The sequence below is a fragment of the Aurantimonas litoralis genome (assembly GCF_026153195.1).
Taxonomy (GTDB): domain Bacteria; phylum Pseudomonadota; class Alphaproteobacteria; order Rhizobiales; family Rhizobiaceae; genus Aurantimonas; species Aurantimonas coralicida.
This window is the reverse complement of sequence record NZ_JAPFBM010000002.1, coordinates 360,431-375,778: the sequence shown is the minus strand read 5'-3', so window position 1 is coordinate 375,778 and position 15,348 is coordinate 360,431. Positions and strand designations below refer to the sequence as shown.

Below are 15,348 nucleotides of genomic sequence, written 5' to 3'. Positions count from 1 at the left end.
TCGTACAGGATGGCGCCTCGCATCTAGCGCAGCCCGAAGCGCTTGGAGCGGCTCCGGAGTGACCACCTGCGACAGCCTGTAGCAGGGCAATCCGGCCGCGACCGCTCGCAGGAACATTCCGAGAACCCTATACAGGCGGGATGGCCAAGACCACGCTCATCGACAAGCTGGCGATCCTCTCGGACGCCGCCAAATACGACGCCTCCTGCGCGTCCAGCGGCTCGACCCGCCGCGACTCGTCAATGTCCGGCGGCATCGGCTCGACCGAAGGCTCGGGCATCTGCCATGCCTACGCCCCGGACGGGCGCTGCATCTCGCTGCTCAAGATCCTGATGACGAATTTCTGCGTCTATGACTGCGTCTATTGCGTCAATCGCTCGTCGTCGAACGTGCCGCGGGCGCGCTTTTCGGTGCAGGAGGTCGTCGACCTGACGATGTCCTTCTACCGGCGCAACTACATCGAGGGGCTGTTTCTGTCCTCCGGCATCATCCGCAGCTCCGACTACACGATGGAGGAGATGGTGCGGATCGCCCGCAAGCTGCGGCTGGAGGAAAATTTCCGCGGCTACATCCATCTGAAGACGATCCCCGATGCCGCGCCGGCGCTGATCGAGGAGGCGGGGCTGTTCGCCGACCGCCTGTCGATCAATATCGAGCTGCCGACCGACGTGACGCTGGAAGCCTTTGCGCCGGAAAAGAACCCGCGCGACATCCGCCGGTCGATGGGGCATCTGCGCGCCAAGATCGAAGAGCACAAGGGAGAGAAGCGGGACCGGGCCAAGCCGAAGCGTTTCGCGCCCGGCGGTCAGTCGACCCAGATGATCATCGGCGCCGACGGTTCTGACGACGACGCGATCCTCGGCCGGTCCGAAAATCTTTACGGCAATTATCACCTGAAGCGGGTCTATTACTCGGCCTTCTCGCCGATCCCCGACGCCTCGAGCCGGCTGCCGCTCTCCAAGCCGCCGCTGATGCGCGAGCACCGGCTCTACCAGGCCGACTGGCTGATGCGCTTCTACGGCTTCGACCGCGGCGAGATCGTCGCGGGCGGCGATGGCGGCATGCTGGATCTGGCGATCGACCCGAAGCTCGCCTGGGCGCTGAAGCATCGCGAGCGGTTTCCCGTCAACGTCAACCGCGCCGACCGCGAGATGCTCCTGCGGGTGCCGGGCCTCGGTACGCGGGCGGTGAACCGCATCCTGTCAACGCGGCGACATCGTAGCCTGCGTCTCGACGATGTGGCGCGGCTCTGCCAGTCGGTGGACAAGGTGCGGCCGTTCATCGAGGCGCTCGACTGGTCGCCGGGGGCGGCGACGGACAGCGCCGGCCTGCGCGAGCGCTTCGTGCCGAAGGTGCAGCGGACGGCCCAGCTCGAACTGTTCTCCTAGTGCTGCGTGCCGACATCTAGCAATATATAAGATCGCCAATGGAATAAATTACAAATGTTATCAAGGAAATAGCAGTAGTTACTGTTATTGTGTTTAGGCATAGCCTGTAAATATTGCTGCGGAATATCACTTCTATCGGAAAAATATGGTCAATCTGCTCGTCTATCGATAGATCTTTGTTTCCGCTTATATATTTATTTTCTTTATCTTCGAGGTCTGGATTCCGAATAACCGAAAACGGGCTGTTCGTCCAAAATCGAATTATTCTCAGTAACAATATAGACACGCCAATTTTGGTTAGAAGTATACATATATATATAAATTTAACAGCCGGGCTTTGAACGTTGAATAGTATAAGGCCATTTAGTGCGATCATTATAGACATATGCGTTAGTAGAGCTGAGGCTTTTGTGTCTATGACCGAAAATATTCGTTCGTAATCTGAGAATAGATCGAATCTGCGAAGCGCAAAATGGCCGAGGCCATATTTTTCAACTGCTATATCAAGTTCTTCTTTGCTGGAATTCTCGCCAAAACCTGCGAATTTTTTCTTCACCGTCGAATCGAACCAGTCAAAAAAATTTGGCAAATTCCTACCCTTGTCTATGAAGTTGACGAGCTATGAATATATTTCCGAAAGACGGCAGTGTCGATTAAATTTCAACACCTTTCCTTCTCCGCCGATTTCGACGCGTGGCGCCAGGCGGCGCGCACGGCGCTGGCGCTTGGCGTGCCGCCGGAGGAGATGAGCTTCACGGTCGGTGACGAAACCGCGGGCCTCTTCGCCGAGCCGCTGCCGCCGGCACCCGCCGGCGCGCCGCAGCCGACCGTGCCCAAGGCGTTTCCCGAACTGGCGTCCAAGCTGGTCTGCCATGCCGATGCCGACCGCTTCGTCTTTGCCTATCGCCTGCTGTGGCGTCTGCAGCGGGAAAAGAAGCTCCTGGAGATCGCGTCGGACCCGGACATCCTGCGCGCCACCGAGATGGAGAAGGCGGTCCGTCGCGACAGCCACAAGATGAAGGCCTTCGTGCGCTTTCGCGAGATCGAGGACGACGAGTGCCGTCGCCACTACGTCGCCTGGTTCGAGCCGTTCCACCACATCGTCGAACACACCGCGCCTTTCTTCGCCCGCCGTTTCGCCGGGATGGTCTGGACCATCCTGACGCCGGAGCGCAGCGCGCATTGGGACGGGAGCGAATTGACCTTCCTGCCCGGCGCCACCAGGGACATGCGGCCGGAGGGCGACGACATGGAAGCCCTGTGGCTCACCTACTACGCCTCGATCTTCAACCCGGCACGGCTGAAGGTGAACGCCATGCGCGCCGAGATGCCGAAGAAATACTGGGCGAACATGCCTGAGACGGCGCTGATCAAGCCGCTGATCGCCGGCGCCGAGGCGGCGTCTCGGCGGATGATCGAGACTGCGCCGACCCTGCCGAGCCTGCGTCACGAACGCCAGAAGGAGCGCGACATTGCACGAGAGCCCGATCTGATGGCGCGGACGTCGGACGAGCGCCCGACATCCATCGCCGCCGCGCGCGTAGCCGCCAGCCATTGCCGGGCCTGCCCGCTCTGGGAGCCGGCGACCCAGACCGTGTTCGGGCGCGGCCCGGAAAATGCGCCGGTCATCTTCGTCGGCGAGCAGCCGGGCGACCAGGAGGACATTGCCGGCGAGCCCTTCATCGGGCCGGCGGGCAAGGTGTTCGACGCGGCGCTGGGCGAGGCGGGGATCGACCGCAGCCGCGCCTATGTCACCAATGCGGTGAAGCACTTCAAGTTCGCGCCGCGCGGCAAGCGGCGCATCCACGCCAAGCCGAATGGCGGCGAGGTGCGGGCCTGCCGCTGGTGGCTGGACCTCGAGCGCGACCTGATCCGACCCAAGCTGATCGTGGCGCTCGGCGCGACGGCGGCGTCGGCCGTCCTCGGCAAGACGGTGACGATCCGGGACGCGCGGTCGACGCTGATCGATCTCGACGAGGGGACGCGGGCGCTGGTCACCGTGCATCCGTCCTACATCCTGCGGCTGCCCGACAAGGTGACGCAGGACCGCGAGCGTCGCGCCTTCCATGCGGACATGGCGCTGGTACTCCAGACGGTGCCGGAACTGGCGCTCTAGCCGATCAGGACGAGACGGATGCCGTAGCCGATCGTGGCGACGGCGGCGACGCCGCTGAGCCATAAGAGCGCGAACCAGCCGAGCCGGCTCTTCAGGCTACCCGGTGCCTCGTCCCCGGTCGCCGGGCGGTCGCCGTGCCGCGCCGTCAATGGTGGTACCCCTCGCCCTCGCGGACCTTGCCGCGGAAGACCCAGTAGGAATAGGCAGTGTAGGCGAGGATCAGCGGGATCAGCACCGATGCCCCGACCAGCAGGAACATCAGCGAGGAATCCGGTGCTGCCGCTTCCCAGATGGTGACATGCGGTGGGATAATGTCGGGATAGAAGGTGATCCCGAGCCCGGCGAAGGACAGGACGAAGATCGCCAGCGCCGACAGGAACGGCCGGATCTCCTTGCCGGTCGCCAGCGACTGGAACAGGCTGAAGGTGGCGAGCGCGACGAGGATCGGCACCGGCGCCACGTAGAAGATCTGCGGGAAGGTGAACCAGCGCAGATAGAACTCGTCCTCCATGAACGGCATCCACAGGCTGACCACGCCGATCAGGACCATGGTGCCGATCGCCGAGATCCAGGCGTAGCGGCGGGCGATGTCGTGCAGTTCGCCCTCGGTCTTCATGACCAGCCAGGTGGCGCCCAGAAGCGCGTAGCCGACCACGACGGCAACGCCGGTCATCAGCGAGAAGGGCGTCATCCAGTCGAACCAGCCGCCGGCATAGGCGCGCCCGTCGATGTCGATGCCCTGCACCAGCGTGCCCAGCGCAATGCCCTGGCTGAACGCGGCGACGATCGAGCCGACGAAGAACGACACATCCCACATCCAGCGCCCGCGCACGGTCTTGAAGCGGAACTCGAAGGCCACACCCCGGAAGATCAGCGCCAGAAGCATGGCGATGAGCGGCGCGTAGATCGCCGGCATGATGATCGCGTAGGCCAGCGGGAAGACCGCGAACAGGCCGCCGCCGCCCAGCACCAGCCAGGTTTCGTTGCCGTCCCAGATCGGCGCCACCGTGTTCATGGCGGTGTCGCGGTTCTCGTGCCGGCCCAGCAGCGGGAACAGGATGCCGGTGCCCAGGTCGAAGCCGTCGAGAATGACATAGGCAATCACCGCGAAGGCGATGATGAAGGCCCAGAGTACAGCGAGATCCATCTGCGTCGGCCTCCTATTCCGCCGGTTCGGGTTCGTTGCGGCCTTCCAGCGAGAAGGCAGGCGTGATGCCGGCCGAGCGCGTCGGATGATGATCCGGCGTGTCGTCCTCTGCCGGGCTGGGCAGCTTCGACATCAGGCGCATGATGTAGAATGTTCCGGCGCCGAACAGCACGAAATACACCACGATGAAGGCCACCAGCGAGGTGCCCACCGCTTCGGCGGCGATCGGCGAATGGCTCTCGGAGGTGCGCAGCAGGCCGAAGACCGTGAAGGGCTGGCGCCCCATCTCGGTGGTGACCCAGCCGCAGATCACCGCGACGAAGCCCATCGGTCCCATGGCGATCATGGCGCGCTGCAGCCAGGGCGAGTCGTAAAGCGAGCCGCGGTAGCGCTTGAACAGCGACCACAGGCCGATGCCGAGCATGGCGAAGCCTATGCCGACCATCACCCGGAAGGTCCAGAAGATCACCGTCGAGTTCGGCCAGTCCTCGCGCGGGAAGGCGTTGAGGCCCTGCACCTCGCCGTCGAGCGAATGGGTGAGGATCAGCGAGCCGAGATAGGGCACGTTGACGGCATAGTCGGTCCGGCCTTCCTCCATGTTCGGGATGCCGAACAGGGTGAGCGGCATCGGGACCTCGCTGTTGGTCTCGAAATGGCCCTCGATCGCGGCGATCTTGGCGGGCTGATGTTCCAGCGTGTTGGTGCCGTGCAGGTCGCCGGCGACGATCTGGATCGGCGCGACGATGGTCGCCATCCACAGCGCCATCGAGAACATCGTGCGGGCGCTCTGGTTGGTGCGGTCGCGCAGCAGATGGAAGGCGCCCACCGCGCCGACGATGAAGGCCGTGGTGAGGTAGGCGGCCAGCACCATGTGCAGGAGCCGGTACGGGAACGACGGGTTGAAGATGATCGCCCACCAGTCCTCCGGGACGAACTGGCCGGCGGCGTTGTAACCGAAGCCTGCCGGCGTCTGCATCCAGGAGTTCACCGAGAGGATCCAGAAGGCCGAGAACAGCGTGCCGATGGCGACGACCACCGTCGCGGCGAAGTGGAGCTTGTCGCCGACCCGCTTGCGGCCGAACAGCATGATGCCGAGGAAGCCGGCCTCCAGGAAGAAGGCGGACAGCACCTCGTAGCCCATCATGGGCCCGAGGATCGGCCCGGTCTTGTCGGAGAAGACCGACCAGTTGGTGCCGAACTGGTAGCTCATCACGATGCCGGAGACGACGCCCATGCCGAAGCTCAGGGCGAAGATCTTGATCCAGTAGTTGAAGGTCTCGATGTAGACCGACCGCCCTGTCGCCAGCCACAGGCCCTCGAGAACCGCGAGGAACGAGGCGAGGCCGATGGTGAAGGCCGGGAATATGATGTGAAACGAGATGGTGAAGGCGAACTGGAAGCGGGCGAGGGTGACCGGGTCGAAACCTTCGAACATGGCTGTGCCTTCAACATTTATCTGGCGCGTGGATGCACCCAAGATGGACGCTGCGACAAGGTCAGAGTAGGCCTCTGCGACCATTTTGCCAGCGTATGGGCGCAAGGCCGCGCGGCTTTTTCCGCGCGCCGTGACCCGATCTCGATCGCCACTCGGGCGGTTTCCCCCTGCCGTTCTTCTGGTATGGATGCCACCGGGACGATGCGGGGAGGGGATTGCATGAACATGACGGGATGGTCGGGGGACCTGACGGAGATCTTCGAGGCGGCCGTCGCCGCGGCGCATCCGGCGAGCATTCTCGCCGCGCACCTGCCGCCGCCGCCGCCGGGGCGCATCGTCATCCTCGCCGCCGGCAAGGCCGCTGCCTCGATGGCGGCCGCCGCAGTCGCCCACTACACGCAGACGCATGACGTGCCGGCCGACCGGCTTACCGGCATCGCGGTCACCCGCGACGGCTATGCGCTCGACGCCGGGCCGATCCCGGTGGTCGAGGCCGGGCACCCGCTGCCCAACGAACACGGGCTGGCGGCGACGGCGAAGGTCGTCGCGCTCGCCGAAGCGGCCGGGCCGGACGACCTTGTGCTGGCGCTGATCTCCGGCGGTGGCTCGGCCAACTGGCTGCTGCCCGCCGAGGGCATTTCGCTCGCCGACAAGCAGGCGGTCACCAAGGCGATGCTTCGCAGCGGTGCCGGCATCGGCGAGATCAACTGCGTGCGCAAGCATCTGTCGCAGATCAAGGGCGGGCGCCTCGCCCATGCCTGCGGCGACGCGCGGCTGATCACCCTGGCGATCTCCGACGTGCCCGGCGACGATCCGAGCGTCATCGCCTCCGGTCCCACCGTGCCGGACGCAACGACCCTCGCCGATGCGCGGGCGATCATTGCCAAGCGCGGCATCGACCTGCCGGCGTCCTGCCGCGCCGCGCTGGACGATCCGGCCAACGAGACGCCGAAACCGGGCAATCCGGTCTTCGAGCACGCCGAATACAAGATCGTGGCGACCCCTGCCGCCTCGCTCGACGTTGCCGCGAAGGTGGCCGAACGGCTCGGCTACAAGGTGGTCAGCTTCGGCGCCGACGTCGAGGGCGAGGCGCGCGACGTGGCGGCCGAACATGCCCGCATCGCGCTGGAGGCCGTTGAGGCCGGCGACCGGGTCGCGATCCTGTCGGGCGGCGAACTGACGGTAACGATCCGCGGCGAGGGTCGCGGCGGGCCGAACCAGGAATACGCCCTGGCCCTGGCGCTGGCGCTTGGCGCCCATCCCGGCATCGCGGCGCTGTCCGGCGACACCGACGGCACCGATGGCGGGACCGGCCTTGCCAGCGATCCGGCCGGCGCCTTCGTCCTGCCGGAGACGCTGGCTCGGGCGGCAGCTGCAGGCCTGAACGCCGAGGCGGCACTGGCGGCAAACGATTCGACCAGCTTCTTCGAGGCCATCGACGGCCTGTTCGTGCCGGGCCCGACCCACACCAACGTCAACGACTGCCGGATCATCCTCGTCGATCCGGCGGCAAGCTCCGAAGGGAGGCCAGCATGAAGCGTTCCCGCGTCAACGAGATCCTCAGGGAAGCGGATTCCTACATCCGCTCCTTCGGCTACGTCATGCCGCCCTTCGCCTATCTCTCCCCGAACGAGATGAAGGCGCGGCGGGCCGATCTGTCGACCATCGTGGAGCGCCGGCTCGGCTGGGACGTGACCGATTACGGCAAGGACGATTTCGACCGGATGGGGCTGTTCCTGTTCACCACGCGCAACGGCGACGCGGCGGATCTGAAGGCCGGCGGCGGCATGCTCTATGCCGAGAAGATCATGATCTCCCGCCACGACCAGTATTCGCCGATGCACCGGCACATCGTCAAAGCCGAGGACATCATCAATCGCGGCGGCGCCAAGCTGGCGATCCAGATGCACGAAAGCGCGCCCGACGGCTCCGTCGACGAGAGCGCCGAGGTCACCGTCGTCACCGACGGGATCACCCGGCGGCTGCCGGCCGGCGGCGTGCTGATGCTGGAGCCCGGCGAAAGCGTCACGCTGCTGCCCGGCAACTGGCACGCCTTCTGGGGCGAGGGCGGCGACGTCCTGATCGGCGAAGTCTCCACCGTCAATGACGACCTGACCGACAATGTCTTCCGCGAGCCGCTCGGCCGGTTTTCCAAGATCGAGGAGGACGAGGACCCGATGCTGCTGCTCGTCTCCGACTACGACACATGGCTCTGAACCTGCCACGGCTCGGCTGAAGCCTGAGTCGGCACGAGACGCCGGCCGGCGGTCGCGCCTTCCTGTGGACAGGTCGTCGCCGTCTCGACTCTCGCCGGGGCGGGCGTGATAGGTTCCGGCCACGTCCCCTCGACGACCGGACCGCGCCGCCAAGGCGGGCGGTCGTTCACGACATCGCCAGCACCGAAAGGCCTGCAATGACCGTTGCCGTCGATCTCGGCACGACCCAAACCGGCGAACCGGCGGAGCTCGATCTGGAGGAGCTGCTGTCGACGCGCCTGCTCGTCCAGGGCAATTCGGGCTCGGGCAAGTCGCATCTCCTGCGCCGGCTTCTGGAGCGCAGCGCGGACTGGGTGCAGCAGGCGGTCATCGATCCGGAAGGTGACTTCGTGTCGCTGGCCGAGCGCTACGGCCATGTGGTGGTCGATGCCAATCGCACGCCGGCCGAGCTGACCCGCATCGCGCGGCGCATCCGCGAGCATCGCGCCTCGGTGGTGCTCGATCTGGAAGGGCTCGACGCCGAGGTGCAGATGATGTGCTCGGCGGCCTTCCTGAACGGCCTGTTCGATGCCGACCGGGCGCACTGGTTCCCGATGCTGATCGCCGTCGACGAGGCGCATCTGTTTGCGCCGGCCATGTCCGGCGAGCATTCCGAGGAAGCCCGTCGCGCCTCGCTGGGCGCGATGACCAACCTGATGTGCCGCGGCCGCAAGCGCGGCCTCGCCGGGGTCATCGCCACCCAGCGCCTGGCCAAGCTCGCCAAGAACGTCGCCGCCGAGGCGTCGAACTTCCTGATGGGCCGGACCTTCCTCGACATTGACATGCAGCGCGCCGCCGACCTGCTCGGCATGGACCGGCGCGCCGCCGAACGCTTCCGCGACCTGGAGACCGGCAATTTCGTGGCGCTCGGACCGGCATTGTCGCGGCGGCCGATGCCGATCCGCATCGGTCCCGTCGAGACGGCGGGGCGCAGCGGCCGGCCGTCGCTGATGCCGCTGCCGGAGACGCCGCGCGAGGCGATGGAAGACCTGATCTTCACCGCCACGGAAGAGGACAAGGCGGCCGAGCGCCGCGCCATCGAGCGCCCGCAATCCAACGCCGCCCCGCGCATCGAGGGCGCCGCCGCGGCGATCGCCACGCGCGAGCTTCTGGAGCGGGTGGCCGCTGCCCCGTCCGTCTCCGAGCGGCACGAGCCGATCGACGACGATCCCCGCTCGCCGGAAGAGCGCGCCGCCGCCGTGGATGCGATCTTCGCCGAGATGCTGCAGGACCCTGACGCGGCCTTCCGGCCGGTGCCGGTGCTCTACCAGGACTTCCTCACCCATTGCCGGCTGAAGCGCCTGCGCGGCGCCGAGACCGACATGGCGGCCTTCCGCCGGCGCCTGTCGCTGGCACGGGCCGGCGTGTCCTGCGAGACCGACGACGAGGAATGGCAGGGCGTCGTCGACCGGGCCGCCGATCTGCCGGAGGAGATGCAGGGCGTCTTCATGATGCTGGCGCGCGCGGCCCGCGACGAGGCGGAATGCCCCGAGGATGCGGCGCTGGCCCGCGCCTATGGCAGCCATTCGCCATCGCGCGGCCGGTTCCTGTTGTCCTTTATGGCCGAGCGCGGGCTGATCACCGCTGAAGCCGATTTCCGCGGCAACCGTGTCGTCGGCATCACCGGCACCGACTGGCGGACGAAACTGCCGCAGGTCAAGCTGGACGCGGCCGACGAGGCGCGAGCCCGCCGGGCGGCGCGTCTGGCACGCGGCTGAGGCCGGGACGACCGCGCTCGCCTTGATACGCCGAGCCGCAGTCCTGCGATCATCACGCCGGGACCTGACGCCGCAGGGATGGCTTCGCGCGGAAACGTGGTAGCAGGCGGGCAGCCGATCCTGTGGGTGTCGGTGCTCGGCCGGGCTGCAGGGCCGTCACTGCATGTCTTTCGCCATTCACGCTGAACCGGACGCAATATCGCCGCCATGGCTCATTTCGCCCTGATCTGTCCGCCCTATTACAGCCATCTGCAGGTCTTCGCGGTGCTCGGCGCGGAACTGGTGCGGCGCGGGCACCGGGCGAGCTTCGTCGTCAATGGCGGGGCGGGCGAACTGCTCGCGGCCAAGGCTCCGGCGGGGATCGCGATCCACGAGGTCGGGGCGGGCGGCCCAGATCGCCTTGAGCGGATCATCGCCCGGGCGGCACGGCCGAGCGGGCCGCTCGGCATCCTGCGCACGGTTTCCGATGCGGCCGGCCTGACCGACCAGCTCTGCCGCTTCGCCCCGGACATCCTGCGCGGGATGGGCGCGACGGCCATCCTCGGCGACCAGATGGAGCCGGCCGCCGGGCTTCTCGCCCGGCATCTCGGCCTGCCCTTCGTTTCGGTCGCCGCCGCCCTGCCGGTACATGCCGATCCCGCCGTGCCGCTCCCCTTCCTGCCCTGGCCGTACGATCCGAGCGGGAAGGGCCTGAAGCGCAATCGCGGCGGCGAACGCGTCGCCGACCTCCTGATGACCGCGCAGCGCCGCATGATCGCTGAATGGGCGGAGCGGTTTGGTCTTGGGCCGCACGCCGGGCACGCCGATTGCCTGTCCTCGCTGGCGCAGATCTCGCAGCTCGTGCCCGGCTTCGACTTCCCGCGCCCCGCCAACGCCCACCGCCACGCCGTCGGCCCGATCCGCCCGCCATCGGAAGGCCCACCGGACCTGCCGGCCACGCTTCAGGCGCGGCTCGACCCGGAACGGCCGCTGGTCTTCGCCTCGCTCGGCACGCTGCAGGGCCACCGCGCCGGCATCTTCCGCGCCGTGGCCGGGGCCTGCCGCGACCTCGGCGCGCAATGCGTCGTCGCCCATTGCGGCCGGCTGGATGCGCGACAGGCGGCGCGCATCGATGCCGATATCGTCACCGACTTCGTGCCGCAGCGGGCAATGCTGTCGCGCGCCGCGGTCTGCGTGACCCATGCCGGCATGAACACGGTGCTGGATTCGCTGGAAGCCGGCGTTCCGATGCTGGCCCTGCCGATCGCCTTCGACCAGCCGGGGATCGGCGCGCGGATCGTCCACCACGGTGTCGGCGAGCGGCTGCCCCGCGTCCTTCTGTCCCGCGCGAAACTGCGCAATTCGCTTGAGCGGCTGCTGGCGGAGCCTAGGTTCCGCAACGCGGCGCAGCGGATCGGCCAGGACATCCGCATGTCCGGCGGCACGCGGCGCGCGGCGGACATCATCGAGGATGCCGTGGCCGGCAAACCGGCCGGCACCGGGTAGGAAGGCAAGGCATGAACGGCGTCGAGCGCCACGACAGACCGATCGACGTGGCGTTCGTGGGCGGTGGCCTGGCCAACGGCCTTGCCGCATACCGGCTGGCGCGGGCACGACCGGAGCTGTCGATCCGCGTCTTCGAGGCTGGCGAGGCCGTCGGCGGCAACCACACATGGTCGTTTCATGCCGGCGACCTCAGCGCCGCCGAACATGACTGGCTGGCGCCCTTCGTCCGCTATCGCTGGGATGCCTATGACGTGCGCTTCCCCCAGCGCCGACGCCGGATCGCAACGGGCTATCGCAGCGTGTCCTCCGAGCAGTTCCGGGCGGTGGTCGACGCCGAGCTTGGCGACCGGATCGAGACGCAGGCCCCAGTGCGGGCGGTCACGCCGACGACGCTCAGCCTGGAGGACGGGCGCGAGATCGCCGCTGCTTGCGTCATCGACGGCCGCGGCCATGCGCCGAGCCCGCATCTGACCCTCGGCTTCCAGAAATTCCTCGGCCAGGAGATCGAACTTGCCGCGCCCCATGGCCTGTCGCGGCCGATCATCATGGACGCGACGGTGGCGCAGGAGGACGGCTATCGCTTCGTCTATCTGCTGCCGCTGACCGCGACGACGCTGCTCGTCGAGGACACCTATTACGCCGACGGGCCGGCACTCTCCGAGGAGGGGTTGCGCGCGACCATTGCGGATTACCTCGCAACCCATGGCTGGACAGCGAAGGCGGTGCTCCGCGAGGAACGCGGCGTCCTGCCGATCGCGCTGGACGGCGACATCGAGGCCTTCTGGGCCGACAGAAAGGGCGTTCCGGCGACGGGCCTTGCGGCGGCGCTGTTTCATCCGACCACCGGCTATTCGCTGCCCGACGCGGTGCGCCTCGCCGACCGGCTCGCGGGCCTCACCGACCTGACGGCCGGCGTGGTCTTTGCCGCGACGCGGGCGCATTCGGTGGCGGCGTGGCGGGGGCGGGGCTTCTTCCGCCTGCTCAACCGTCTCCTGTTCTTCGCCGGTGTCCCGTCGAAGCGCTACGAGATCCTGCAGCATTTCCACCGGCTGCCCGACACGCTGATCGGCCGGTTCTACGCGGCGCAGCTGTCACGGCTGGACATGGTCCGCATCATGACGGGGCGGCCGCCCGTGCCCGTCGGCAACGCATTGAAGGTGCTGGCACGGCACCGCCTCACAGGGGAACTGGCATGAGCGCTACGATGAACGGCGCGGGAGCGGGCGAGCGCACGGCCATCGTCATCGGCTCCGGCTTCGGCGGGCTGGCGCTGGCCATTCGCCTGCAGGCGTCCGGCATCCAGACGACGCTTCTGGAGAAGCGCGACAAGCCGGGCGGCCGCGCCTATGTCTACGAGGATCAGGGCTTCGTCTTCGATGCCGGCCCGACGGTGATCACCGATCCCTCGGCGCTGGAAGAGCTGTTCACGGCTGCCGGCCGGACAATGGCGGACTATGTCGAGCTCCTGCCGGTGAAGCCCTTCTACCGCCTGTGCTGGGAAGACGGCTACAGCTTCGACTATGCCAACGACCAGGACGAGCTGGATCGCCAGATTCACGCGAAGAACCCGGCCGACATCGAGGGCTATCGCAAGTTCCTGGCCTATTCGCGGGAGGTGTTCCGCGAGGGCTACGAGAAGCTCGGCACGGTGCCGTTCCTGAACTTCCGCGACATGGTCAAGGCCGGGCCGCAGCTGGCAAAGCTGCAGGCTTGGCGCAGCGTCTATTCCAAGGTGGCGCAATATATCGAGGACGAGCAGCTTCGGCAGGCCTTCTCCTTCCACTCGCTGCTGGTCGGCGGCAATCCCTTCGCCACCTCTTCGATCTACGCGCTGATCCATGCGCTGGAGCGCGAATGGGGCGTCTGGTTTCCGCGCGGCGGCACCGGCGCGCTGGTCCGCGGCCTCGTCAGGCTGTTTGAGGATATGGGCGGCCGGGTCGAACTGTCCGCCGAGGCGGCGCAGATCGAGGTGGAGGGCGACAGGGCGAAGGCCGTGGTGCTCAAGGACGGTCGCCGCTTCGAGGCCGACCGCATCGCCTCCAATGCCGACGTGGTCCACACCTACGGCACGCTGATGGCGGGCACCCGGCGGGGCGAGAAGGAGGCCAAGCGCCTCAAGGCGCGGCGCTTTTCCATGTCGCTCTTCGTGATCTATTTCGGCCTCAAGCGTCACCGGCCGGAGCTGCAGCATCACACGGTCTGCTTCGGGCCGCGCTACCGGCCGCTGATCGACGAGATCTTCAAGGGCGGGGAACTGCCCGGCGATTTCTCGCTCTATCTGCACAGCCCCTGCGCCACCGATCCCTCGCTGGCCCCGGAGGGCGCGGGCAGCTATTATGTCCTCGCCCCGGTTCCGCATCTCGGCAATACCGACATCGACTGGGAGATCGAGGGGCCGAAATATCGGGACCGCATCCTCGACTATCTCGAAGAACGCTACATTCCCGATCTCAGGGCCGACCTCGTGACCAGCCGCATCTTCACGCCATTCGATTTCCGCGACGAGCTGAACGCCCATGTCGGCTCGGCCTTCTCGCTCGATCCGGTGCTGACCCAGAGCGCCTGGTTCCGGCCGCACAATCGCGATGCCGACATCCCCAATCTCTATTTCGTCGGCGCCGGCACCCATCCGGGCGCCGGCGTGCCGGGCGTCGTCGGGTCCGCCAAGGCGACGGCCGGGCTGATGATCGCCGATTCGAGAGCCTGAGATGCTCGCCTCCCAACCCATCGCCGTGCCGCTCGATCCGGCGGCGCGGGCCGATCTGGCGGCCATGGCCGAGGACACGATTGCCAAGGGCTCCAAGAGCTTCGCGGCGGCGGCCAGGCTGTTCGATGCCGAGACCCGGCGCAGCGCCATGATGCTCTATGCCTGGTGCCGGCATTGCGACGACACCATCGACGACCAGGTGCTGGGCTTTGCCCGGCGGCCGCTCGGCACGCTCGGCTCGGGCGCGGAACGGCTGGCGCTGTTGGAAGCGGAGACGTTGGCGGCCCTGCGCGGCGAGCCGACCTCGCACCCCAGCTTTCGCGCCGTGGCCGATGTCGTGGCCCGGCACGGCCTGCCGCAGGAGCTGCTGCTGCAGCATCTCGAAGGCTACCGGATGGATGTCGAGGAGCGGCATTACGCGACCGTCACCGACACGCTGACCTATTGCTACCATGTCGCCGGCGTCGTCGGCGTGATGATGAGCATGGTGATGGGGGCAAACGGCGAGACCACCCTCGACCGCGCCAGCGATCTGGGCATCGCCTTTCAACTCACCAACATCGCCCGCGACATCGTCGAGGATGCCCGGGTCGGCCGGGTCTATCTGCCGGCGGAATGGCTGGCCGACGCCGATCTGAAACCCGGCGATCTCACCGATCCGCGCCAGCGGCCGGTGGTGTCGCTGGTCGCCAACCGGCTGATCGATCTCGCCGAACCCTATTACGCCTCGGCCTTCCACGGCCTGCGGGAACTGCCGCCGCGCTCGGCCTGGGCGGTCGCGACGGCGCATGGCGTCTATCGCGAGATCGGCATGCAGGTGAAGGGGCTGGGCGCCAATGCCTGGGACGCGCGCGTCTCCACCGGGCGGCGGCAGAAACTCGGCCATGTCGCCCGCGGTGCAGCCAAGGCGGCGCTGGCGCGGCGTGGCGGACCGGCGGGCCGCTCCGAGGCGCTGTGGACCCGGCCTCGGCTGACGGGCCCCACGCGCTAGGCCGGCTCAGCTCGCCGGGCAGCCCGGCGGCACGGGCACAGCCCTGAAATGAGAACGAGATCGGCGAGAGCGCATTCGGCGACGCGTGTCGGCCCAGCGAACGGGA

At 67.2% G+C, this 15,348-nt stretch carries 12 protein-coding genes; 9 read left to right on the top strand and 3 right to left on the bottom strand.

Annotated features, from left to right (window positions below):
• The first annotated feature begins 140 nt into the window (after positions 1-140).
• Both N7I30_RS06600 and N7I30_RS06595 read left to right on the top strand, forming a co-directional pair.
• The gene (locus N7I30_RS06600) at positions 141-1,388 is read left to right on the top strand and encodes a putative DNA modification/repair radical SAM protein (protein WP_498637590.1); all 1,248 of its coding nucleotides are present in this window, start codon (positions 141-143) and stop codon (positions 1,386-1,388) included.
• A 646-nt stretch (positions 1,389-2,034) separates the two neighbouring features.
• Positions 2,035-3,504 carry a UdgX family uracil-DNA binding protein gene (locus N7I30_RS06595; RefSeq protein WP_498637588.1) on the top strand — a complete coding sequence of 490 codons (1,470 nt, stop codon included), beginning with the start codon at positions 2,035-2,037 and terminating at the stop codon, positions 3,502-3,504.
• Here N7I30_RS06595 and N7I30_RS06590 read toward each other — a convergent pair.
• The 3 genes from N7I30_RS06590 to N7I30_RS06580 are packed head-to-tail and all read right to left on the bottom strand — an operon-like array spanning position 3,501 to position 6,086.
• On the bottom strand, positions 3,501-3,653 hold the full coding sequence (locus tag N7I30_RS06590; RefSeq protein ID WP_498637586.1) for a hypothetical protein: 153 nt from the start codon (positions 3,651-3,653) through the stop codon (positions 3,501-3,503). The genes N7I30_RS06595 and N7I30_RS06590 overlap by 4 nt on opposite strands.
• Positions 3,650-4,651: a cytochrome d ubiquinol oxidase subunit II gene (gene cydB, locus N7I30_RS06585; protein ID WP_498637584.1), complete on the bottom strand. Its 1,002-nt coding sequence runs from the start codon at positions 4,649-4,651 to the stop codon at positions 3,650-3,652. The genes N7I30_RS06590 and cydB overlap by 4 nt, the downstream gene beginning before the upstream one ends.
• Before the next feature lie 13 nt (positions 4,652-4,664).
• Positions 4,665-6,086 (bottom strand): cytochrome ubiquinol oxidase subunit I, encoded by a 1,422-nt coding sequence (locus N7I30_RS06580; protein ID WP_498637582.1) that lies wholly within the window; start codon positions 6,084-6,086, stop codon positions 4,665-4,667.
• 219 nt (positions 6,087-6,305) lie between these two features.
• Between N7I30_RS06580 and N7I30_RS06575 the strand changes: the two genes are divergently transcribed.
• The 7 genes from N7I30_RS06575 (at position 6,306) to N7I30_RS06545 (ending at position 15,242) form a co-directional block, all read left to right on the top strand.
• The gene (locus tag N7I30_RS06575) at positions 6,306-7,622 is read left to right on the top strand and encodes a glycerate kinase type-2 family protein (protein WP_498637580.1); all 1,317 of its coding nucleotides are present in this window, start codon (positions 6,306-6,308) and stop codon (positions 7,620-7,622) included.
• Positions 7,619-8,302: a D-lyxose/D-mannose family sugar isomerase gene (locus tag N7I30_RS06570; RefSeq protein WP_498637578.1), complete on the top strand. Its 684-nt coding sequence runs from the start codon at positions 7,619-7,621 to the stop codon at positions 8,300-8,302. Before N7I30_RS06575 ends, N7I30_RS06570 begins: the two co-directional genes overlap by 4 nt.
• A gap of 197 nt (positions 8,303-8,499) precedes the next feature.
• A complete protein-coding gene (locus tag N7I30_RS06565) occupies positions 8,500-10,059 on the top strand; it encodes an ATP-binding protein (RefSeq protein ID WP_009208337.1) in 1,560 nt (519 codons plus the stop codon).
• A gap of 207 nt (positions 10,060-10,266) precedes the next feature.
• Complete coding sequence (locus tag N7I30_RS06560; protein ID WP_498637576.1) at positions 10,267-11,544, top strand: glycosyltransferase; 1,278 nt, start codon at positions 10,267-10,269, stop codon at positions 11,542-11,544.
• 11 nt (positions 11,545-11,555) lie between these two features.
• Positions 11,556-12,740: a lycopene beta-cyclase CrtY gene (crtY, locus tag N7I30_RS06555; protein WP_498637574.1), complete on the top strand. Its 1,185-nt coding sequence runs from the start codon at positions 11,556-11,558 to the stop codon at positions 12,738-12,740.
• Positions 12,737-14,251, top strand: a complete 1,515-nt coding sequence (locus N7I30_RS06550) for a phytoene desaturase (protein WP_498637572.1) — start codon at positions 12,737-12,739, stop codon at positions 14,249-14,251. The genes crtY and N7I30_RS06550 overlap by 4 nt, the downstream gene beginning before the upstream one ends.
• Before the next feature lies 1 nt (position 14,252).
• The gene (locus N7I30_RS06545) at positions 14,253-15,242 is read left to right on the top strand and encodes a phytoene/squalene synthase family protein (protein WP_498637570.1); all 990 of its coding nucleotides are present in this window, start codon (positions 14,253-14,255) and stop codon (positions 15,240-15,242) included.
• Positions 15,243-15,348 lie beyond the last annotated feature (106 nt).